The sequence below is a fragment of the Kitasatospora sp. NPDC032121 genome (assembly GCF_055580145.1).
Map to the genome: position 1 here is coordinate 173608 of NZ_JBVILX010000011.1, position 21069 is coordinate 194676.

The following is a 21069-nucleotide window of genomic DNA, read 5'->3' on the forward strand; positions in this document are numbered from 1 at the left end:
GCACACCTACGGTTCCCGCATCCACCCCGCCGCACCTCAGGAGTCGGTCACCATGCGCAGCTCGACAGCCCCCTCCAGGACCGCCTCCGGCGCCCGCCTGGGCGACTCCCTGACCGGCGGCCCGACCCGGAAGCTCGCCGCCCTCGCGGCCTGCGTCCTGCTCGCCTCGGGCTGCGCCAAGGCCGGCACGGCCGGGACGAGCGCGGCGGACGGTGGATCGAAGGGCCCGATCAAGGTCGGCCTGGTGTACTCCAAGACCGGACCGCTGGCCGCCTACGGCAAGCAGTACCTGGAGGGCTTCAAGGCCGGCCTGAGCTACGCGACCAAGGGCACCGGCGCGGTCGACGGACACAAGATCGAGTTCGAGGAGCAGGACGACGCCGGCGACCCGGCCAAGGCGGTGTCCGCCGCCAAGGACCTGATCGGCAAGGGCTACAAGGTGCTGGCCGGCTCCACCGCCTCCGGCGTGGCCCTCCAGGTCGGCCCGATCGCCGCCCAGAACAAGGTGCTCTTCATCAGCGGCCCGGCCGCGGCCGACAAGGCCACCGGGCTCAACAAGTACACCTTCCGTTCCGGCCGCCAGTCCTACCAGGACATCAAGACCGCGGCCTCGTTCGTCGGTGACGCCAAGGGCAAGAAGGTCACCGTGCTCGCTCAGGACAACGCCTTCGGCCAGGCCAACGTGGCCGCCGTGAAGGCGGTGCTCGGCGCCGAGGGCGCGACGGTCGACCAGGTGCTCGCCCCGCCGAGCGCCACCGACCTCACCCCCTTCGCCACCCAGGCCAAGACCGCCAAGCCCGACCTGCTGTTCGTCGCCTGGGCCGGCGACACCGCCTCGGCCCTGTGGACGGCGCTCAACCAGCAGGACGTGTTCGCCGACACCAAGGTCGTCACCGGCCTCGACCTGGCCGCCTCCTACCCGCTGTTCGGCCCGGCCGGCGAGAAGATCTCCTTCCTGAACCACTACTTCGACGGCGCCGCCGGCACCCCGGTGGAGAAGGCCATGACCGACGCCGTCACCGCCGCCGGGGGGAAGACGGACATCTTCACCCCGGACGGCTTCACCGCCGCCCAGATGATCGTGCACGCCGTCGCGTCCAACCACGGCTCCGCCGACGACACTTCGGCCCTGGTCAAGGCCCTTGAGGGCTGGAGCTTCGACGGGGTGAAGGGGAAGACCACGGTCCGCGCCGAGGACCACGCCCTGCTGCAGCCGATGTTCCAGGCGCGGCTGACCGGCAATGGCGCCGCCGCCAAGCCCTCGGTGGAGAAGACCCTGACCGCGGACGAGGCGGCACCCCCGGTCACCCCGATGGCGGGCTGATCCCGATGTCCGCCCGTACCACCTCCACTCCTTCCGGCTCCTCCGTCGCGTCCACCGCGTCCAGTTCGTCCGTGCGTTCCTCCGCGTCCTCCTCTCCGGTGCTGCGACTGGACGGGCTCGGCTGGGCCGTCCGCGGCGTGCCGATCGTCGAGGATGTCTCCTTCTCGGTCGACGAAGGCGAGTTCATCGCCTTCATCGGGCCCAACGGCGCCGGCAAGACCTCCCTGTTCAACCTGATCTCGGGCATCTACCCGGCGACCCACGGCAGCCTCCACCTCGACGGTGCGGACATCACCGCCGAGGCGGTGCACGCCCGGGCCCGCCGCGGGCTCGGCCGCACCTTCCAGACCTCCTCCCTCTGGCCGGGGATGACCGTCGCCGACCATGTCCGACTGGCCGCCCAGGCGGCGGCCGGGCCGCGTGCCTCGTACCGGCTCTGGCGCCGCGCCGACCGCTACGAGCAGCAGTTGGCCGACACCTTGGAACGCACCGATCTCACCCACCGTGCGGACACCCTGGCCAGTGCGCTCTCGCACGGGGAGAAGCGCAAGCTGGAGCTGGCCGTCCTGCTGGTCTCCGAGCCCCGGCTGATCCTGCTGGACGAGCCGATGGCCGGTGTCAGCGCGGAGGAGGTGCCCGCTCTCACCGAGCTGATCCGCTCCGTGCACCGCGACCTGGGCCGGACCGTCCTGATGGTCGAGCACCACATGGACGTCCTGCTCGGCCTGGCCGACCGGCTCGCGGTGATGCACCACGGCACCCTGCTCGCCCTGGACACCCCCGAGGCCGTGATGGCCGACCCGACCGTGCAACAGGCCTACCTGGGTGAGGCGTTGTGACCTCCTCTCCGTTCTCCGCTCAGCGCACCTCTCCTTCGGCGCGCTCCGTCTCCTCATCGTCGGCCGCTGCCGATCCCCTCCTCTCCGTTCGCGATCTGCGGGTGGTCATCGACGGGCTGCACATCCTGCACGGCGTCGACTTCGACGTGGCCCCCGTCGGGGTGACCGCACTCCTGGGCCGCAACGGCGCCGGCAAGACCACCACCGTCAAGGCCGTCATGGGCCTGGTGCCGCGCACCGGAAGCATCCGGCTCTCCGGTGCCGAACTCTCCTCCCTTCCGACGCATCTGGTCGTTCGGCATGGCATCGGGTACGCACCCGAGGATCGGGGGATCTTCGCCGGCCTGACGGTCGCCGAGAACCTCCGCCTCGCCGAGCGCGCCGCCGGGAGCGGGGGCGAGGCCGGTGAGCCGAACTACGCGCTCGTCCACGAACTCTTCCCCGAACTCAAGCAGCGGTCCGGCCAGTTGGCCGGGACGCTCTCCGGTGGCCAGCAGCAGATGGTGGCGATCGGCCGGACGCTGCTCAACCGCAACCGGTTGATCATCGCCGACGAGCCCACCAAGGGCCTGGCCCCGAAGATCGTCGCCGAGGTGGCCGAGGTGCTGGCGCGTGCGGCCGAGGCCGTGCCCGTCCTGCTGGTCGAGCAGAACCTCGCCCTCGTCCGCCGACTGGCCGGCACCTGTGCCGTCCTGGCCGACGGTCGCACCGCCCACCGCGGTGACACCGCCGAGCTGTTGGCTGACGAGGAAGCCGCCCGCCGCCTGCTCGGCGTCGGCTCCCGCCACCCGCTCGCCGGCGGGCCCCGGCCCGCCTCCTCCCCAGCCGCCCCTGTCGTCACCGCCGAGGTGAAGCCCTGATGGACACCGTCGTCCTCCTTTTCTGTACCGGGCTCGGTCTCGGTGCGCTGTACTTCCTGGTCGCCTCCGGTCTGTCGCTGATCTTCGGTCTGATGGACGTGCTCAACTTCGCGCACGGCGCCCTGCTCTCCATCGGCGCCTATGCCACCTGGTGGGCCGGCACCGAGGCCGGCTTCTCCTTCTGGCTCGCGGTGCCGTTCGGCACCCTGGTCGGAACGGCCGCCGCCGTCCTGCTGGAGCTCTTCCTGATACGGCCCCTCTACAGCCGCCCACGCGACCAGATCCTCGCCACCGTCGGGGTCGGGCTCGCCGTACCCGCCCTGCTGATGGGGATCTGGGGGGCGGACTCCCGCCCCTTCCCCCAGCCGGAGCTGCTGTCCGGCACCTGGCACGTGCTCGGTGCGACCGTCCCGGTCAACCGCTTCGTGCTGGTGGCCGCCGCCGCCCTGCTGCTGCTCGCTCTTCGGTTGTTCCTCGCCCGCACCCGCTACGGGCTGATCGTCCGAGCCGGCGTCGAGGACCGGGCGATGGTCACCGCGCTCGGCATCGACGTCCGGAAGGCGTTCACCCTCGTCTTCGCCCTCGGCGGGGCTGCCGCCGCCCTCGGTGGCGCCCTCGGGGGCCTCTACTTCGGGTCGGTCAACCCCGGCCAGGGGACCGGCCTGCTCATCTTCGCCTTCGTCGTCGTGGTCATGGGCGGCATGGGCTCCGTGACCGGAGCCGCCGTCGCCTCGGTGGGCGTCGGCCTCGTCCAGCAGTTCGCCAACTACTACACCGGCGCCGGGCTCGGCGACCTCTCGGTCGTCGTCCTGCTCGCCGTGCTGCTTCTCGTCCGACCCCGTGGACTCACCGGGAGGCTCGCGTGAGCGCCGAAACACCGATCACGAGCACCGGTGGTCCTGCGGCCGGCCGCAGCGCCACCCGTCCGACAGGGGGGACTGACACCAGCCCTGCCGTGACCACCATGCCAGCAGAGGGGACTGACACCAGCTCCGCCGACACCGCCACTGTGACAAGGGGGACTGACACCGGCCTTGTCGAGACCCATTGTGAACACAAGGCCGAGTCCGGCGCCATCCCTCGAACAGGTGATTCGGTCACTATTCGTTGGACAGGAGTGCACAGAGCGCTACGCTGGTGGCCGATCGCTCTGCTGATCACGCTCCTTGTCGCCCCATATAGTGCGCTTCCCGTCCCGGGATTGCTCGACGGCCCGCTCGGCAGCCCCGGAAGCCTCCAACTGATAGCCCTGTGCCTGCTCTACGGGGGCCTCGCCACCGGTTACGACCTCCTGCTCGGTCGGACCGGACTGCTCTCCTTCGGCCACGCGCTCTACTTCGCGACCGGCCTCTACGCCACCGACCTCGGCATGCTGGAGCTGCAACTGCCGTTCGCCGCCGCCGCGGTGTTCGGCGTCGCCTGCTCCGTTCTGCTGGCCCTGCTGCTCGGCTCGGTCAGCCTGCGCGTCACCGGCATCGGCTTCTCCATGGTCACCCTCGCCTTCGCCCAGGCCGGCTCGATCCTCGTCCAGCGCAACCCCGGTGGCGCCACCGGTGGCGAGGAGGGCCGCTCCGCCCCGGCCGAGCTGCTGCCCCCCGGTCTGCTCGGGATCGAGAACACCGCCAACCTCTACTGGATCGCCGTCGGTTACCTGGTGCTGACGGTCGCCGCGGTCCACTGGGCCGTCAAGTCGCCCATGGGCCGGGTCTGGGAGGGCATCAAGGAGAACGAGCGCCGGGTCGAGGTGCTCGGACTGCGGCCCTACGGCTACAAGTTGGTCGCCTTCGTGCTGTCCGGCGGACTCGCCGGCCTGGGCGGGGTGGTCTACCTGCTGCTGACCGGTGGCGCCACCCCGCAGGCCGCCACCTCGGACGCCACGCTCGCGCTCCTGGTCATGGTCGTCCTCGGCGGCTCCGGCACCCGCTGGGGGCCCCTGCTCGGTGGTGTGCTGTACACCTGGGCGAGCCACCGGCTCGGCGACCTCGCCAACTCGTCGACCGTGGCCGACCTGCCGGCGGTGCTGAAGGTGCCGCTCTCCCAACCCCTGTTCCTGCTGGGCGCCCTGTTCGTCGCCGTGGTCTACTTGCTGCCCGGCGGCCTGGCCAGACTGCCTGCCCGCATCCGGTCCGCCCGGTCCGCGCGCTCAGCTCAGGCGCCGACCGGCCTCGGAACCGCCCGTCCCACCGGAGGTACCACCGCGTGAGCCAGTCGCCGTTGAAGCCCGAGGAGTTGACCGTCCCCGTGCCCGGCGGGGACCTCGCCGTCCTGCGCTGGCCCGCCGACGACCCGCAGGCCCCGACGATCGTGGCGGTGCACGGCATCACCGCCAACGGCCTCGCCTGGTACGAGGTCGCCCGCCGGCTCGCCGGTCGGGTCACACTGCTCGCGCCCGACCTGCGGGGCCGCGGCGCGAGCCGCTCGGTCGCCGGACCGTACGGGCTGGCCCGGCACGCCGACGACGTGGCCGCGCTGATCGGCGCCCTGGGCTCGGGGCCCGTCACGGTGGTCGGCCACTCGATGGGGGCCTGGGTCACCGCGCTGGCCGCCGTCCGGCACCCCGAGCTGGTCCGTCGCGTCCTGCTGGTCGACGGAGCGGTCACCTTCCCGCTGCCGCAGGGCGTTCGCGAGGAGGACGCCCTGGCCGCCGTGCTCGGCCCCGCGCTGGCCCGGCTGTCCACGACCTTTCCGGACCGGGACGCCTACCGGGAGTTCTGGCGCGGCCACCCTGCCTTCGCCGGCGAGTGGACCGAGGGGATCGACGCCTACACCCAGCGAGACCTCGTCGGCACGGAGCCCGAACTGCGCTCCTCCTGCGTGCTGGAGGCGGTGCAGACCGACGGCGCCCAGGTCCTGCTGGACGAGGACGCGGCAGCCGCCGTGCACCGGCTGCCCTGCCCGGCCGACCTGCTCTGGGCCGAGCGCGGCCTGCTCGACGAGCCGCAGGGCCTCTACGACCACGAGCGGATCGGGCTGGCCCGGCTGGACCAGGAGCGGGTGTCCGCCGTGCCGGTGCCGGACACCAACCACTACTCGATCCTCTGGGGTGAGGCCGGGGCGGACCGCATCGTCCGCATCCTGCTCGCGGACGCCCCCGCCGCCGGCTAGCGCTGGCCGCCCGCCGCCGGGTAGCCGCCCGGCCCAGGGAACCGGCCGGGACGACAACGGCCGGCGGGGGCCGAACCCCCGCCGGCCGCCGGCGGCCGGCCGGCGGTGCCAAGGGCGTCCGCCCCTCGGCGCGGTGCGTCAGCCCGCCGTGCCGAGGAAGCTCTCCCAGCCGCCGGCCGGCGCCTGGCCGACGTTGAGCGAGCGCAGCTTGCGCAGGGTGGACTGGTCCTGCACCTCCAGCCACTCGACCAGCTGCTTGAAGGAGACCAGCCGGACGTCGGGCTTGCCCGCGATGGCCTTGAGGGCCTCCTCGACGGCGTCCATGTAGATGCCGCCGTTCCACTGCTCGAAGTGGTTGCCGACGAAGAACGGCGCGCGGTTGCTGTTGTACGCCCGCTCGAAGCCCGCCAGGTAGGAGTTGGTGGCCTGGGTGCGCCACTCGCCGTACATGGCCGGGTCGCCCTTGGTGCTGCCCTTGGACTGGTTGGCCAGGATGTTGTAGTCCATCGACAGGACCTGGAAGTTGTGTCCGGGGAACGGGATGGACTGCAGCGGGAAGTCCCAGATCTTGCCGTCCTGCACCTTCTGCGGCCATATCTGGAGGCCGCCCGAGGAGCTGGCGTCGTACTTCCAGCCCAGGTTGGCGATGGTCGGCAGCAGCGCCTTCTGGCCCTCCAGGCACGGGGTGCGGCCGCCGATGAGCTCCTTCTTGTAGTCGAAGGGGAGCGGGTCGACGTCGGTGAAGCCGGTGTTGGTCCGCCACTGGGTGACGAAGCCGATCGCCTGGTCGATCTCGCTCTGCCAGTCCTCGGGGGTCCACACGTTGACCCCGTTCTTGTCCGGACGGCTGGAGCAGAAGTGCCCGTTGAAGTGGGTGCCTATCTCGTGCCCGGCCAGCCAGGCCTGGCTGATGAGCTTGAGCGTGCTCTTCACCGCGCCGTCCGACAGGTACGGGATGTCGGAGGCGCCGACCGAGTGCTTCGGCGGGTGGTACAGGTCGGCCTTGCCCTTGGGCAGGGCGTAGATGCCCGAGAGGAAGAAGGTCATCGTGGCCTTGTACTGCTCCGCCAGCTTCAGGAAGCGGGGGAACTGGCCGTCCTCGGTGCCGCCCGCGCCGTCCCAGGAGAAGACCACGAACTGCGGCGGCCGCTCGCCCGGCTTGAGCTTCTCGGGCTTGGGCTGGTTCGGCTGCGGGCCGGTGTCCGCGTTGGAGCCGTCGCCGATCGGGGTGCCCTTGGGCACCACCGCCCGGGTGGGGTCGGCGGTGCCGCCCTGGGTCGTGCTCGCGCCGCCGGAATCCTGGGAGGTGGCGGGGGAACCCTTTCCGCCCGAACCGGATCCGCCGCTGGAACAGGCTGTGACCGCGCCGAGGGCTGCGGTCGCCGCGGTCGCACTGAGCACCGTCCTGCGCGAGATGCTGGTCATGGTCTCCCCTGGGTGCCGACGCCGGTGGTGAGGGCGGCCCGCAGCCGCACCGGTCAAATCGGGCGATTGATGATTATTTCGCCGTTAGCTTGTCATGTCGCCACAGCGGTCACCAAGGTCGCCGAGCGCTGACGACTCTCAACACGCCGGGCGTGACCGGCTGGGCTGCGGGGATGCGTCGACTGTTGCCGTCCTGTGACGCTTCCCACCCCTTGCGGCCCGGTCAGTACGGTACCGCCGGTCGGTCCGCACTCCGGTGGAGTTCGTCTGCGTTCGGCCCGCTTGGTCGCCCTTTTGGGAAAACTTTTGCCCCTTGCTGGGCTGGGGCGGCCCGAGGCCCGTCAAGGGGCACTGCCGGACGGACCGGGCGGAGCGGCGGAGCGGCGGAGCGGATCGGCCGGAAAGGAGCAGGGCCGGCCGGACGTTGATGGGCCGGCCGGCCGGACGTGGACGGGCCGGTCGGTCGGCGACGGCTGCCGGGCGGACCGTCAGAGCGCGGCGAGCCGGCGGGTGCGGCGCACCATGCGCGCGATCGCGGTGCTGATGGCGGTGGCCGCCGCGCAGGAGACCACGAGGCTCAGCCAGGCGGTGTTGAACCAGTGGCTGTTCAGCCAGCCCAGCGTCACGATGTAGGCGGCCCAGACCATCGCCGCCAGCGCCGACCAGTGCAGGAACCGGTGCGGATGGGCGGGGGAGTGGCCGATGGCCAGGTCGAGGACGGTCCGCCCGGCCGGGACGAACCGCGCGATCACCACCATCGCGGCGGCCGCTCCGTGGGGGCGTTCGACCAGGGCCTCTTGGACCCGGGTCACGCTGGCCGCCAGTTTCGGGCGCCGGGCGAGCCGACGGTTCAGCACCGGGGCGCCGCGCCGGGCCAGGTTGAGCAGCAGGAGGTCGCCCAGGAAGGAGGCCAGCGCCACGCCCAGTCCGAGCATCAGGGGCGCGCCGTTGACCTGGGAGGTCTTGAGCACGGCCAGGATGACCAGCGTCCCGCTGGGGATGAACGGAAGGAGGGCGTCGCCGAGCACGGCGACGAGCGCCAGCGCGCAGATCCACGAGGATCCGATCGCCGCCACGAAGTTCAAGGCCCTTTACTCCCTCCACGCCTCCCGGAGGAGCAGGTGGCTGCAGGGGTCAACGCTAGCGCCTCGACCTTTCATGGCATGAAGCACCCCGGTATGGGATGGATCACGGCTGTTGATTCCGGCCGCGCCGCGAGGTGGCGAACCGTCCGTCCGAGCCGTCCGGGGCGTGCGGCACCCGGGCGGCGGAAGGGGCCGGAACCCGAACGAGCCCCCGGGGCGGGGTGCCGCGCCGAGGGCTCGCAGTGATCGTCCGGTGCTGGTCCAGCCCGACGATCTTGCTGGTGGAGTGCGGATCCCGCTCCGGCGATCCGCTCCTGGTCCCCAGCCTGCCGGACATCGGCCCCCGCCGCGAGCGCCGGCACTGGCGACTTCCGGCGCTGGCGGGAAGTCGCCAGCCGTGTTCGCCCGCTGGCTCTGCGTCAGTCGAAGGGTCGGTCGGACTTCGCGCGAAATGGCCGAAATCCACCTGGACCCTGGCCGGACGGCACCCCGGGGGCGGGAACAGCGGGCCGCCTGCCGTGGTTGACCCCGGTCGGCGACAGCGACCGGCGGGCCCACCCGGGCCGCGCGGTCACCACGACGGCCGGCTCAAGGACGGCCGGCTCAAGGACGGCAGCCAGGAGGGCGGACGGGATGACCACCGAGGACCAGCAGGAGCACGGGACCGGGCCGGCGGCCGGTGCTGCGATCCGGGGCACCGCCCGCGGAACGGCACCCGCTCCGCTCTCGATCCTCGACCTGGCCACCGTCGGCGTCGGCCACACGCCCGCCGAGGCCCTCGCCGCCACCACCGAACTGGCCCGCCGGGCCGAGCAGTGGGGCTACCACCGCTTCTGGGTGGCCGAGCACCACGGCATGCCCGGGGTGGCCAGTTCCACCCCGGCCGTCCTGCTCGCCCACCTCGGGGCCAACACCACGACGCTGCGGCTCGGCTCCGGCGGCGTCATGCTCCCCAACCACGCCCCGCTGGCCATCGCCGAGCAGTTCGGACTGCTGGAGGCCCTGCACCCCGGGCGGATCGACCTCGGACTCGGCCGCGCCCCGGGCACCGATCCGGCCACCGCCCGGGCGCTGCGCCGAGGCCTCACCGAAGGCGCGGACGACTTCCCCCAGCAGCTCGCCGAGCTGACCCACTTCCTCGACGGCGACTTCCCGGACGGCCACCCGTACGCCCGGCTGACCGCCGTCCCCAAGGGCGAGGGCCGCCCGCCGGTCTGGCTGCTCGGTTCCTCCGGCTTCAGCGCCCAGCTGGCGGGCCGTCTGGGCCTCCCGTTCGCCTTCGCCCACCACTTCAGCAGCGCCAACACCATCCCGGCGCTGGACCTCTACCGGTCGTCCTTCCGCCCCTCCGCCGTGCTCGCCGAGCCGTACGCGCTGATCGGCGTGAGCGCGGTGGCCGCCGACGACGAACCCTCGGCCCGGCGCCTCGCCCGCTCCGCGGCCCTCGGCATGCTCCGCCTGCGGCGCGGCAACCCCGGCCCGATCCCCACCCCGGAGGAGGCCGAGGAGTACCCGTACAGCCCGGTCGAGGCGGACTTCATCGACAGTTGGCTCGACAACGTCGTGCTCGGTGACCCGGGCCGGGTCGCCGACGGACTGGAGGCACTGCGCAAGCGGACCGGCGTGAACGAGCTGATGGTCACCTCGCACATCCACGGCCACGAGGCCCGCCTGCGCTCCTACGGCCTGATCGCCGAGGCGTACGGCCTGACGGCGACGGCCTGATCGCCGAGGCGTACCGAGTGACGGCGACGGCCTGATCGGCCGGCGGGGCACGGTCCACACGGTGGCGGTCCGCGCCACTCGGTCCGTCCAGCCCCAGCCCTCAGCCCCCCGGCTCCCGGCTCCCAGTCCCTGGGCCGCCGGGCCCCCGCAGCTACCCGGCGGGCTACCGGCGGCCCAGGGCGGGGCGGCCCTCGCGGAGTATGGCCGCGACCAGTTCGGCCTCGCCGGGACGGGCGAAGTACCAGCCCTGGGCGGTGTCGCAGCCGGTCAGCCGCAGGCGCTCGGCCTGGGCGGCACTCTCGATGCCCTCGGCGGTGACGGTCAGGCCGAGGGTGTGGGCGAGCTGCACCATCGCGCCGACGATCTGCTCGTCCGCGTCGCTGCGGCGGGCGCCGAGTTCCGGGCGGCCGGGGCGGTCCGTCGGGGCGGGCTCGCGGAAGCCCTCGATGAAGCTGCCGTCGAGCTTGAGCACGTGCACCGGCAGCCGGGAGAGGTAGGCCAGGTTGGAGTAGCCGGTGCCGAAATCGTCGATCGCGATCCGCACGCCCATGTCGGCGAGCGCCTGGAGGGCCTGGAGCGGGCGGCCGCCGGGGCCGAGCAGGGCGCTCTCGGTGATCTCCAGCTGGAGGAGCCGGGCCGGCAGGCCGGTGCGTTCGAGGGCCCGGGCGACGTCGGCGACGATGTCGGAGTCCCAGATCTGGCGGGCGGCCAGGTTGACGCTCACGAAGGTTTCGGTCTCGGGGAACTCGGCGAGCCACCGCCGGGCCTGGCGGCAGGACTCCTCCAGCACCCAGGTCCCGAGCGGCACGATCGCGCCGGTCTCCTCGGCGAGCGGGATGAAGCGGTCCGGGGAGAGCGTCCCGTAACGGGGGTGGCGCCAGCGGACCAGCGCCTCGGCGCCGTGCACCGCGCCGTCGGCCAGGCCGACCAGCGGCTGGTACTCGATGGTGAACTCGCCGCGCTCCAGGGCCGGGCGCAGCGAGGTGGCGAGCAGTTGCCGGGTGAGCTGGTGGGCGCCGCGGTCCGGGTCGTAGAGGGTCCAGCGGGCGCGGCCGTCGGCCTTGGACCAGTAGAGCGTGGCGTCGGCGTCCTTGACCAGGTCGGTCGGGGTGGTCTCGTGCACGGACCGCTCGACCACGCCCACGCTGGCGGTGATCACCAACCGGTGCCCGGCGACGTCGAAGGGACGTTCCAGCGCCTCCAGGATCCGGGCGGCCAGCTCGGTCAGCTGCTCGCTGCCCAGGCTGTCGGTGACCAGGACGGCGAACTCGTCGCCGCCCATCCGGGCCACCAGGTGGGTGTCGCGCCCGTCGAACTCGCGCCGCAGCCGGGTGGCGACGGCGATCAGCAGCTGGTCGCCGATGTGGTGGCCGAGCGCCTCGTTGATCGCCGCGAAGCCGTCGATGTCCAGGTAGCAGACCCCGACCCGTCGTTCGTCCGCGGCGGCTGCGGCGGCTGCGGCGACCGGGCCGGGCTGGTCGGTCGGTGCGAGGCAGGCGGCGTCGAGCCGCTCGAAGAAGTACGCCCGGTTGGGCAGCCGGGTCAGGGGGTCGTGCAGGGCCTGGTACTCCAGCCGGTCGCCGAGCCGGCGCTGTTCGGTGATGTCCTCCACCAGCGCGAGGGTGTAGAGCGGATCACCGGCGCCGTCCCGGATCAGCGAGACGGTGACCTTGCTCCAGACGGTGTGGCCCTCGCGGTGCTTGAGCAGCTTCTCCACGCGGAACCGTTCCCGCTCCCCGCGGACGAGTTCGGCGAAGAGCCGGTCCGGCATGCCCTCCGGGTCGATGATCTCGTGCAGGTGGGTGCGGACCAGGTCGCCGACGCCCCGTCCGATCAGGGCGGCGAAGGCGGGGTTGACCTCGATGATGCGGTCCTCGGCGTCGATCAGGGCCATGCCGATGACGGCGTCGCAGAAGGCGGCCCGGAACCGGGACTCGCTGGCCCGCAGTGCGGCCAGCAGCTGGTCGGCGCCGATGCCCTCCAGGCCGGTGCCGTCGCCCTCTCGGTCCGTACGGCCGTCGGCCCGGCCGGTGCCGCCGGTGAGCCACCGGTCCCGGTGGGTGTCGCCGGTGAGCGGGGCCGAGCAGGTGGGGCAGAGCAGCAGGTCGGGTTCCGCGAGGGTCCCGCAGACGGTGCCGGCTCCCGATGGGGCACCCGCGGCTCCGGGGACGGGCCCGCCAGGGGATCCGGCGGCCGGTTCCAGGACCGGTGAGGCGAGGTGGCGGTGGCGCGGTGATTCCGTGTGCCGCACGCCGGGGTGGTGTGCGTCGGCCCCCTCGTTCTGGCCCGGCACGGCATGCTCCCGTCCGCTGCTGACGCTTGACGATGGTCCGGCCGGCCAGTCGGGGACCCGGCGGCCGGCTCCGCACTCTGTCGTGGTCCTCGGAGTCGGCCCGCTGCGGGGGCCGCCCGTCGTGGGGTGGCGGCGCGCGGGGACCCGCCTGAGGGACAGGGCGCTGCGGCCGATCATAGGCCGGGATGGCAACGCGCGGTGACCGCCGCCAGGGTGATTCGCCCGCTTTGTGATCATGAATGGCGGTACGTGCAGACGCCCCTGGTGTACATCACATGATGTGCACCAGGGGCGTGTGCGCCGAAGCCGCGCCCCTGGGCGCCGGTCGCGCGCCGGAAGCGGTCCGGAGCGGGACGGGAGCCGAGGGACAGGGGCCGAGGGGCGGGAGGGAAGAGAACGGGAGAGAGGAGGGGAGAGAGGAGGGGAGAGGAGAAGAGGAGAAGAGGAGAAGAGGAGAGTAGAGGAGGGCGCGGCTCAGGCCAGGGAGGCCGAGAGGGTGATGGTCGTGCCGGTCAGGGCCTGGCTGACCGGGCAGTTGGCCTTGGCGTCCTCGGCGGCCTTCGCGAAGCCGGCTTCGTCCAGTCCGGGGACGTCGCCGACGACGGTCAGGTGGATGCCGGTGATGCCCGTGCCGGGCTGGAAGGTGACGTCGGCCCGGGTGTCCAGCTTGGTGGGCGGGGTGCCGGCGCCGGTCAGGCCGTGCGAGAGGGCCATCGAGAAGCAGGCGGAGTGGGCGGCCGCGATCAGCTCCTCGGGGCTGGTCTTGCCGTTGGGTGCCTCGGCGCGGGACGGCCAGGAGACGGGGTACTCGCCGATCCCGGACGAGGCGAAGGTCACCAGCCCCTTGCCGTCGAGGAGGTTGCCCTCCCACGCGGTGGTGGCGGTGCGGGTGGTTGCCACGATCGGTTCCTCCAGTGCTGAGGGAGTGTTTGAACGGTCACTTCCGGTCATGCGTGCCCCAGCCTACGGCCAGAGCCCGCCCCGGTCCCGGTGCGTCACGCCGCAGCAGTCGGCCGCAGCAGTCGGCCGTAGCGGTCGGTCGGGGTGGTCGGTCAGGGCAGTCGGTCGGGCACGGCGCCGGCGGGCGGTCCCGGCCCGCTGTCCGGATCGTGGACGGTTCCGTCCGACGGTGCGGGGCCCGGGCGGGGGCCCTGTTAGATTTGCCCGGGCCCGAGCCCGGCCGCCGTACGGCCGGGCGCCCACTCCAGACACCGGGAGCCGCCCCGATGACGGACCACTCCACGACCCCCGACGCCGGCTCGTCCGAGGGGATCGACGACGCCGTACGGGCCGAGCTGGCCAGCCTGCGCGAGAGCATCGACAACATCGACGCCGCGGTGGTCCACATGCTGGCCGAGCGCTTCAAGGCGACCCAGAAGGTCGGCCGGCTCAAGGCCGAGCACAAGCTGCCGCCGGCCGACCCGGCGCGCGAGCGGGACCAGATCAAGCGGCTGCGGGAGCTGGCGGCGGGTGCGAAGCTGGACCCGGTCTTCGCGGAGAAGTTCCTGAACTTCATCATCGCCGAGGTCATCCGCCACCACGAGGCCATCGCCCGCTCCTGAAACCCGGGCCCGAGCGGCTCCGGGACACCCGGAGATGTCGGCGGCGGCTAAATGACCGATTTCGTCAGGCTCCACGGTTGGCGTAGCGTGCAGGTTTCCCCAGCCGGAGAGGTGGAGCAGCGACGATGGCGGTGAACCTGCCCGAAACGCCCAGCGGAGCCGGAGCGCCCAGCGGTACCGCGTCGGACGCCTACGGGGCGTCCGTCGGCCGCGCCGAGGCCCGCCGTCGGGCGCGCGGTTCGCGTGGCGGTACGGCCCGCCGCCCGGGCCGGCGGCCGCGGCCGTGGTGGATCGAGCTTCCGGTGATGGCGGCGGTCGGCCTGGTGGTCGCGCTGCTGATCAAGACCTGTCTGTTCCAGGTGTTCACCATCCCGTCCGGCTCGATGGAGAACACCCTGCGGATCGGCGACCGGGTCGGAGTGAACAAGCTGGCGCCGCTGACCGGCTGGGAGCCGGAGCCGGGGCAGCCGGTGGTGTTCAAGGACCCGGGGGGCTGGCTGCCGCCGCAGCCGTCCGACCCCAACCCGTTCACCAACACCATGAGCTCGGTGCTCAGCTTCGTCGGCCTGGTGCCGCCGAAGGACGACAACTACCTGGTCAAGCGGGTCATCGCGACCGGTGGTCAGACCGTGCAGTGCCAGGGCACCACGCTGACCGTCGACGGGCGGAAGCTCGACGAGCCGTACCTGCACCCCGGGGACGACTCCTGCGCCGGGATGGACTTCGGGCCGGTGAAGGTGCCCGCGGGCTACGTCTGGGTCGAGGGCGACCACCGCAGCGACTCCGCGGACTCCCGCTTCCACCAGCACGGCCCGGGTGGCGGCGCCGTGCCGGTGGACAACGTGGTCGGCCCGGTGTCGGCCGTCGTGTGGCCGCTCAATCACCTCGACTGGTTCGGCTGGACCGGCCGCTGACCCCGCGCTCGGCGGTCACCCGGTCGCGGGCCCCGGGCCCGGCGGTTCCGGGGCCGGCAGCCCCGGCGGCGTCGATCCCGGAGTCCGCCCCCGGGTCAGCCCCACTGTCCGCCCCCGCCTCCGCGGGCTTGCTCGCCTGCGCCGCGAAGGCGCCGGTCAGCACCAGCAGGCCGCCCGCGATCTGCGGCAGTCCGAGGTGCTCGCCGAGCAGCACCCAGGCCGTCACGGTGGCGACCACCGCCTCCAGGTTGGCGACCACCCCGGCGATCGGCGGCGACAGGTAGCCGACCGAGATCACCCCGGTGAGGTAGGCGAGCACGGTCGCGATCAGGACCATCCACACGGCCGGGAGGAACGCGGGCAGGGTGTGCCCGTTCATCACCACCGACCCGCCGAGCTTGCTCCAGTCGGCCTGCCAGGGCCGGGTGAGGGCGGTGAGCAGCACGGCGCCGACGAGCAGCCCGAACGCGCTGACGGCGAGCGGGTCGACCGGCCGGTCGCCGTGCCGGCCGGCGTCGGCGAGCACGAAGTAGCCGACCTGGCAGAAGGCCGCGCCGAGGGCGAACAGCACGCCCAGCGCGTCGAAGCTCAGACCGTTCCATACCTCGACCACACAGGCCAGCCCGGCCACCGCGACGCCGGCGCCGATGGCCGCGCCGCGGGTGATCGGCTTGCGCTGGACGAACTTGACGTAGCCGATCAGCAGCGGCGGCCCGAGGTACTCGATGAGCAGGGCGACGCCGACCGGGATGCGGGAGATCGCCGCGAAGTAGCAGGCCTGGACGCCGGCCACGGCGAGCAGGCCGAAGCCGAGCAGCAGGCCGGGGCGGCGCAGTACGGCGTCCCGGTGCCGGTAGGCGACCGGGAGGAGCGCCACCGCCGCGCCGGTGACCCGGAGCCACACCACGTGCAGCGGGGAGAGTCCGGCCTCTATCAGAGGCTTGGCCGCGGTGCCGGATCCGCCGAAGGCGATGGCGGAGACCAGGGCGAGGCCGAGGCCGAGGGTTCTGCCCGAAGGGAGGGTGGGCGAGGCCGTTGATCTGTGCACGGCCGCATTCTGACAGTCATACCGATGATCGGGTAAGGCGCCATTCCGTCATTCGGTCCTGCCCGCGCCTGTGCGTCATGGCGCGATCACCCGATCCGGAAAGACCCGGGGCTCCGAGGGGCCCGAAGCTCCCACGGCCCCGGAACGCCCCGGGGCCCCGAGAGCCTCAAGGCTCCCAGGGCCCCCAGGGCTCCGATGTGTCCGGACCCGTCCGTCAGCCCCTGGACCCGCCCGACGCCCCAGCCCCCGTCCCCGCGAGCGCGTCCGTCCCGCCGCTGGTCGGGGCGGTCGGCTGCGTGGTCGGGGCCGTGGTCGGCTGGGTGGTCGGCGTCGGCCGCGAGGTGGGCCGGGGCGGCCTGGTCGGCTGGGTGGTGGGCTCGGTCGGGGGAGGCGTCGGGGCGGTGGTCGCGCCGCCGTCCGTGCCGCCCGACGGGGTCGAGCCGTCGCCCGGCGCCGTGGTGGGGCCGGTGCTCGGAGTGCCGGTGGGGGCGCTCGTGGTCGGGGCGCTGCTCGGCGTGCTCGGGGCGCTCGGCAGGTCGGTGGCGCCCGTGGAGGCGCCGGCGGCCGGGGTCGGGAAGTCGCTGACCGGCTGGCCCTTGAGCGCGGCCTTCATGTAGCTGGTCCAGATCTGGGCCGGGTACTGGCCGCCGGCCGCGCCGTCGATGCCGCCGACGCCGCTCAGGCTGACCTGGGAGCCGTTGCCCGGGTCCTGCCCGAACAGGGCGACCGAGGTGACCAGTTCGGGGGTGTAACCCACGAACCAGACCGACTTCTGGTCGTCGGTGGTGCCGGTCTTGCCCGCCACCGGTCGGCCGAGCGCCTTCGCCCGCCAGCCGGTGCCGCCCGGGTCGCTCACCACGCCCTGGAGCATCGAGGTGACCTCGTTGGCGGTGTCCTCGCTGATCGCCTGGGTGGTCTTGTGCGCGGGCAGCGCGACGTTCTCGCCCTCGCGGTCCACCGCCTGGACCAGCCACGGGGTGATCTGCCTGCCGCCGTTGTCCAGGGTGGCGTACACGCCCGCCATGTCGAGCACGCTCGGGGTGGCCGCGCCCAGCGGAATGGACGGCACCGGGTCGAGCCCCGGGGTGTTGCCGGGCAGGCCCAGCGCGACGGCGGTGTCCTTGACCTTCTGCAGCCCGGTGTCCTGCGCGAGCTGCGCGAAGGCCGAGTTGACCGACCAGTCGGTGGCCTGCTGGAGAGTGATCTGGCCGTAGCTCTTGTCGCCCTCGTTCGGCGGCGCGTACGGGGTGCCCTTGCCGCCGCGGACCTTCCGGCCGCTGGTGCCGTCGTAGACCGTGTTCGGGGTGATGGTGCGGCCGTCCTGGGTCTTGGCGTCGTTCTCGAGGGCGGCGGCCAGCGCGATCGCCTTGAAGGTCGAGCCGGCCTGGTAGTCGCGCCGGGTGGCGTTGTCCACGTAGTGCTTCACGTAGTCGACGCCGCCGTACAGGGCGACGACCGCACCGGTCTTCGGGTCGACGGAGGCGGCGCCGGCCTGGGCGGCCGCGTCCTTCTTCCGCTTGTCCGGGTTCAGGGTGTCGTGCAGCTGGGCCTGGACGGAGTCCTGGAGGGCCTGCTGGCGGGCCGGGTCGATGCTCAGCTTGATCGTGTAGCCGCCCTTGGCCAGCTCGGTCTCGCTGATCACCCCGTTGGAGGTGAGGTACTGGGTGGCCGCGTCGACCAGGTAGCCGGCCTGGCCGGACAGACCCGGGTTGGGCTGCGGGTCCCGGACCTCCGGGAAGGTGGTCCCGGCACGCTCCTCCGCGGAGAGCCAGCCCTCCTTGACCATGCCGTCGAGCACGTAGTTCCAGCGGTTGACGGCGTTCTGCTTGCCCGCCGCGGTCGCGGTGGCGACGTCGTAGGCGCTCGGGGCGTTCAGCAGGGTGGCCAGGTAGGCGCCCTGGGCGGCGTTGAGGGCGGACGCGTCGACGCCGAAGTACGCCTGGGCGGCGGCCTGGATGCCGTAGGCACCGCGGCCGTAGTAGGAGGTGTTCAGGTAGCCGGAGAGGATGTCGTCCTTGCTCTCGGTGGCGTCCACCTTGATGGCGATGAACAGTTCCTTCACCTTGCGGGTGATCGACTGCTTCTGGTTCAGGTACGTGTTCTTCACGTACTGCTGGGTGATGGTGGAGCCGCCCTGGGTGCCCTCGCCCTTGGCGGTGTTGATCGCGGCCCGGGCCAGGCCCTGGACGTTGACCGCGCCCTCGTCGTAGAAGTTCCGGTCCTCGGCGGCCAGCGCCGCGTGCTGGGCGGCGGGGGAGACCTTGTCCAGGCCGACGTTCTGCCGGTTGGTCTGGCCGGTGCGGGTGAGCACCGAACCGTCCGAGTAGAGCCAGGTGTTGCTCTGGGCGGTCGCGGCCGCGTGCGCGTCCGGCACCTTCACCAGGGCGATCCCCAACGCGAACAGGCCGATGCCGAGCAGCAGCGCCGAGCCGAAACCGAGCAGGGTCATCCGCCAGGTGGGTATCAGCCGGCGCCAGCCGGTGCGCCTGGGACGGCGCGCCTTCTTGCCGCCGGACCCGCCGGACCCGCCGGACCCACCGGACCCGCCGACCGGGCCGGTGGAACGCTTGAACCGCTTGACCGGGCGGAGGTTGATCGACGGCGTGCGACGGCCGCTCTGGGCGTTTCTGGACAAAGCGCGGCCTTTCCTGCGGGTGCGTCGACGCAGCCGGCACGGACGGTGACATCGGCGGTTGGGGACCTTTGTCCCGATTCCGGTTCTACTGCCCTGGACGAGCAGACCGGGCCGGATGGCTCCGGCGGATCGCCAATCGAGACCGACATCACACGCAAATCGGACGTCGGAGGCCAAAAAATCGGGGAGCCCCTCGCTGTTGCGAGAGGCTCCCCAACTGTCTGTGCGCCGCCAGGGACTCGAACCCCGGACCCGCTGATTAAGAGTCAGCTGCTCTAACCAACTGAGCTAGCGGCGCCTGCTGACCTGGAAAACAATACACGCTTCCGAGGGGTGCCTCGAACCACCCCGGCGATCGGCGCCCGATCCGCACCTTTCCTTCCGGTTGGGGTGGAGTTCACCGCTGGTTAGGGTGGAACGGTGCCCAGCCTCCAGCCAGGACACCGCGCCGCGCGGACGACGGCCGCCACCCTGCTGCTGCTCAGCGCCGTGGCGTACACCGCCTGGGTGCTGGAGGTCGTGCTGAGCACCGGGCTCGACCCGGTGCAGGCGTACATCAGCGAACTCGCCGCCGAGGACCAGCCGCTGGGCGGCCTGTTCCGGGCCACCGACCTCGCCGCCGGGCTCTGCCTGCTCGCCGCCGCCGGCACCGCCCTCGCCACCGGGCAGGCCGGGGCCTCCCGACGGCACCGCTGGGCGCTGGCCGGCTGGTCCGCGCTGGCCCTGTTCGGCGCCGCGACCGCCGCCGACTCCCGGCTGCCGCTCAGCTGCGCCCCCACCAGCGACGAGATGTGCACCGCCCGGGAGACCGCCGGGCTCGTCCCCGCCACCCACACCGCGCACGCCGTCACCAGTAGCCTCGCCATGGCCGGGGCGCTCACCGCGCTCGTCTCGCTCACCGTGGCCGCCCGGCGCTACCGCTGGTGGCCGCCGGTGCGCCGGTTCGGACCCTGGCTGCTGGGCGCCGAGCTGCTCGCCACCGGTTGGAGCCTCGCCTCGATCGCCGCCTTCCAGGCCGGGCGCGGCACCTGGGCGCTCGGGGCCGGGCAGCGGCTGCAGGTGCTGCTGGTGGCGATCTGGCTCGGTCTGCTGGCCCTGGGCATCGCCCGCTCCGCCCGTACGGACGCCCCGGATGCGCCGGGCACGTCGGACGCCCCGGGCACGTCGGACACGTCGGACACGTCGGACGTGTCGGATACGTCGGACCCCTCCGACGGGACGCACGAGGGCGCCATGCCGCGGCACCACCCTGCCGGGCCGTCCCGGGATCGGAGGCCGACATGAGCGCCCCCGAAGCGCGGACCGGCGACCGGGCGTGCTTCCTGCGCATCGACGGCGTCCCGCTGCACGTCCGCACCGAGGGCAGCGGCCCGGTCTGCCTGCTCTCCGGCGGCCTCGGCAGCAGCTGGTTCGACTGGGACCTGGTCGTCCCCTTCCTCACGCCCTACCGCACCGTGGTCCGCTTCGACCGGCCCGGTTACGGGCTGAGCGCCGCCGAACCCGCCACCGGGCGGCCCGCCCCGACGGCGGCCGGCGAGGCCGGGCGAATACGGGCGGTGCTGGACGGCCTCGGGCTGCGGGAGCCCTGCACGGTGGTCGGGCACTCGCTCGCGGGCCTCCACGCCGAGGCCTTCGCCCGGCTGCACCCCGAGCGCACCGCGGGACTCGTGCTGGTGGACGGCAGCATGGAGGCGCGGCCCCGGCCGCACCCGGCGCCCGGCGCGCGCGACCTGGCGGCCCGGGCGGTGGCCGGCGCCGCCACCGCCCTCGCCCTGCCCTACCTGCTGGGCCCGACCGTCCGACGGGCCACGGCCCGGCTGTCCACCGTCCGCCGCGAGGACCTCGCCCCGGCGCCGCTGGTCCGGCACTGCTACCGCACCGGGCGGGCCCTGCGCGCGATGCTGCGGGAGAACGTCCGCTACCTCGACACGGCCGCCGAACTGGACGGGCTGCGGCGCACCAGGCCGCTGGCCGAGGACCTGCCGATCACCGTGCTGGCCGCCGACGACGGCTGCCGGACCCGCCGCACCGAGGACTGGCTGGCCCGGCAGCGGGAGCTGGCGGCCCTGCTGGGGGCGGACTTCCGCATCACCGCCCCGGCCGGGCACCTGGTGATGTTCGACCGCCCGGACGCGGTCGCCTCGGCGGTGCTCGACACCCGCTGAGGCGCCGTCGAAGTGCCGTCGAAGCGCCGTCGAAGCGCCGTCGAAGTGTCACCTCAGGGGGCGCGGGGCCGGCCCACCCGGGCCGGAAA

16 protein-coding genes, 1 tRNA gene and 1 pseudogene are annotated in these 21069 nt (G+C 73.0%); 11 read left to right on the forward strand and 7 right to left on the reverse strand.

Annotated elements, in window-relative coordinates:
- The first annotated feature begins 52 nt into the window (after positions 1 to 52).
- The 6 genes from ACZ5OX_RS25830 (at position 53) to ACZ5OX_RS25855 (ending at position 6128) form a co-directional block, all read left to right on the forward strand.
- Entirely contained in the window at positions 53 to 1324 is a 1272-nt protein-coding gene (locus tag ACZ5OX_RS25830) for a substrate-binding domain-containing protein (RefSeq protein ID WP_465633329.1), read from the forward strand.
- A 71-nt stretch (positions 1325 to 1395) separates the two neighbouring features.
- Positions 1396 to 2163 (forward strand): ABC transporter ATP-binding protein, encoded by a 768-nt coding sequence (locus ACZ5OX_RS25835; RefSeq protein WP_465633331.1) that lies wholly within the window; start codon positions 1396 to 1398, stop codon positions 2161 to 2163.
- Positions 2164 to 2264: 101 nt separating this feature from the next.
- Complete coding sequence (locus ACZ5OX_RS25840; protein ID WP_465633333.1) at positions 2265 to 3023, forward strand: ABC transporter ATP-binding protein; 759 nt, start codon at positions 2265 to 2267, stop codon at positions 3021 to 3023.
- Positions 3023 to 3889, forward strand: coding sequence for a branched-chain amino acid ABC transporter permease (locus tag ACZ5OX_RS25845; RefSeq protein WP_402407295.1), 867 nt, complete (start codon positions 3023 to 3025; stop codon positions 3887 to 3889). The genes ACZ5OX_RS25840 and ACZ5OX_RS25845 overlap by 1 nt, the downstream gene beginning before the upstream one ends.
- A gap of 236 nt (positions 3890 to 4125) precedes the next feature.
- Entirely contained in the window at positions 4126 to 5226 is a 1101-nt protein-coding gene (locus ACZ5OX_RS25850) for a branched-chain amino acid ABC transporter permease (RefSeq protein WP_465633448.1), read from the forward strand.
- Positions 5223 to 6128 (forward strand): alpha/beta fold hydrolase, encoded by a 906-nt coding sequence (locus ACZ5OX_RS25855; protein WP_465633335.1) that lies wholly within the window; start codon positions 5223 to 5225, stop codon positions 6126 to 6128. Before ACZ5OX_RS25850 ends, ACZ5OX_RS25855 begins: the two co-directional genes overlap by 4 nt.
- A gap of 138 nt (positions 6129 to 6266) precedes the next feature.
- On the opposite strand, the gene ACZ5OX_RS25860 is transcribed toward ACZ5OX_RS25855, so the two are convergent.
- On the reverse strand, positions 6267 to 7553 hold the full coding sequence (locus tag ACZ5OX_RS25860) for a polysaccharide deacetylase family protein (protein ID WP_449789667.1): 1287 nt from the start codon (positions 7551 to 7553) through the stop codon (positions 6267 to 6269).
- A 488-nt stretch (positions 7554 to 8041) separates the two neighbouring features.
- Positions 8042 to 8629 (reverse strand): DedA family protein, encoded by a 588-nt coding sequence (locus ACZ5OX_RS25865; RefSeq protein ID WP_465633450.1) that lies wholly within the window; start codon positions 8627 to 8629, stop codon positions 8042 to 8044.
- A gap of 642 nt (positions 8630 to 9271) precedes the next feature.
- On the opposite strand from ACZ5OX_RS25865, the gene ACZ5OX_RS25870 reads away from it, so the two are divergent.
- Complete coding sequence (locus tag ACZ5OX_RS25870; protein WP_465633338.1) at positions 9272 to 10363, forward strand: LLM class flavin-dependent oxidoreductase; 1092 nt, start codon at positions 9272 to 9274, stop codon at positions 10361 to 10363.
- A 163-nt stretch (positions 10364 to 10526) separates the two neighbouring features.
- Here ACZ5OX_RS25870 and ACZ5OX_RS25875 read toward each other — a convergent pair whose 3' ends face one another.
- Together ACZ5OX_RS25875 and ACZ5OX_RS25880 are read right to left on the reverse strand one after the other, a co-directional pair.
- The gene (locus ACZ5OX_RS25875) at positions 10527 to 12614 is read right to left on the reverse strand and encodes a putative bifunctional diguanylate cyclase/phosphodiesterase (protein WP_465633340.1); all 2088 of its coding nucleotides are present in this window, start codon (positions 12612 to 12614) and stop codon (positions 10527 to 10529) included.
- A gap of 516 nt (positions 12615 to 13130) precedes the next feature.
- Entirely contained in the window at positions 13131 to 13556 is a 426-nt protein-coding gene (locus tag ACZ5OX_RS25880; protein ID WP_449789664.1) for an OsmC family protein, read from the reverse strand.
- A 326-nt stretch (positions 13557 to 13882) separates the two neighbouring features.
- Here ACZ5OX_RS25880 and ACZ5OX_RS25885 point away from each other — a divergent pair, with 326 nt between their 5' ends.
- Both ACZ5OX_RS25885 and lepB read left to right on the forward strand, forming a co-directional pair.
- The gene (locus ACZ5OX_RS25885) at positions 13883 to 14218 is read left to right on the forward strand and encodes a chorismate mutase (protein WP_465633341.1); all 336 of its coding nucleotides are present in this window, start codon (positions 13883 to 13885) and stop codon (positions 14216 to 14218) included.
- A 125-nt stretch (positions 14219 to 14343) separates the two neighbouring features.
- Positions 14344 to 15132, forward strand: coding sequence for a signal peptidase I (gene lepB, locus ACZ5OX_RS25890; protein WP_465633343.1), 789 nt, complete (start codon positions 14344 to 14346; stop codon positions 15130 to 15132).
- Here the strand turns inward: lepB and ACZ5OX_RS25895 are convergent.
- The 3 genes from ACZ5OX_RS25895 to ACZ5OX_RS25905 all read right to left on the reverse strand — a co-directional run bounded on the left by ACZ5OX_RS25895 (position 15095) and on the right by ACZ5OX_RS25905 (position 19113).
- Positions 15095 to 16180 carry an EamA family transporter gene (locus tag ACZ5OX_RS25895; RefSeq protein ID WP_465633345.1) on the reverse strand — a complete coding sequence of 362 codons (1086 nt, stop codon included), beginning with the start codon at positions 16178 to 16180 and terminating at the stop codon, positions 15095 to 15097. The two genes, lepB and ACZ5OX_RS25895, sit on opposite strands and share 38 nt — an antisense overlap.
- 214 nt (positions 16181 to 16394) lie before the next feature.
- On the reverse strand, positions 16395 to 18815 hold the full coding sequence (locus ACZ5OX_RS25900) for a transglycosylase domain-containing protein (protein ID WP_465633347.1): 2421 nt from the start codon (positions 18813 to 18815) through the stop codon (positions 16395 to 16397).
- Between the two features lie 224 nt (positions 18816 to 19039).
- Positions 19040 to 19113, reverse strand: a tRNA-Lys gene (locus ACZ5OX_RS25905).
- 122 nt (positions 19114 to 19235) lie between these two features.
- On the opposite strand from ACZ5OX_RS25905, the pseudogene ACZ5OX_RS25910 reads away from it, so the two are divergent.
- A pseudogene (locus ACZ5OX_RS25910) lies at positions 19236 to 19946 on the forward strand (DUF998 domain-containing protein); the annotation flags it as partial.
- A 149-nt stretch (positions 19947 to 20095) separates the two neighbouring features.
- On the forward strand, positions 20096 to 20980 hold the full coding sequence (locus tag ACZ5OX_RS25915; protein WP_465633349.1) for an alpha/beta fold hydrolase: 885 nt from the start codon (positions 20096 to 20098) through the stop codon (positions 20978 to 20980).
- The last annotated feature ends 89 nt before the right edge of the window (positions 20981 to 21069 follow it).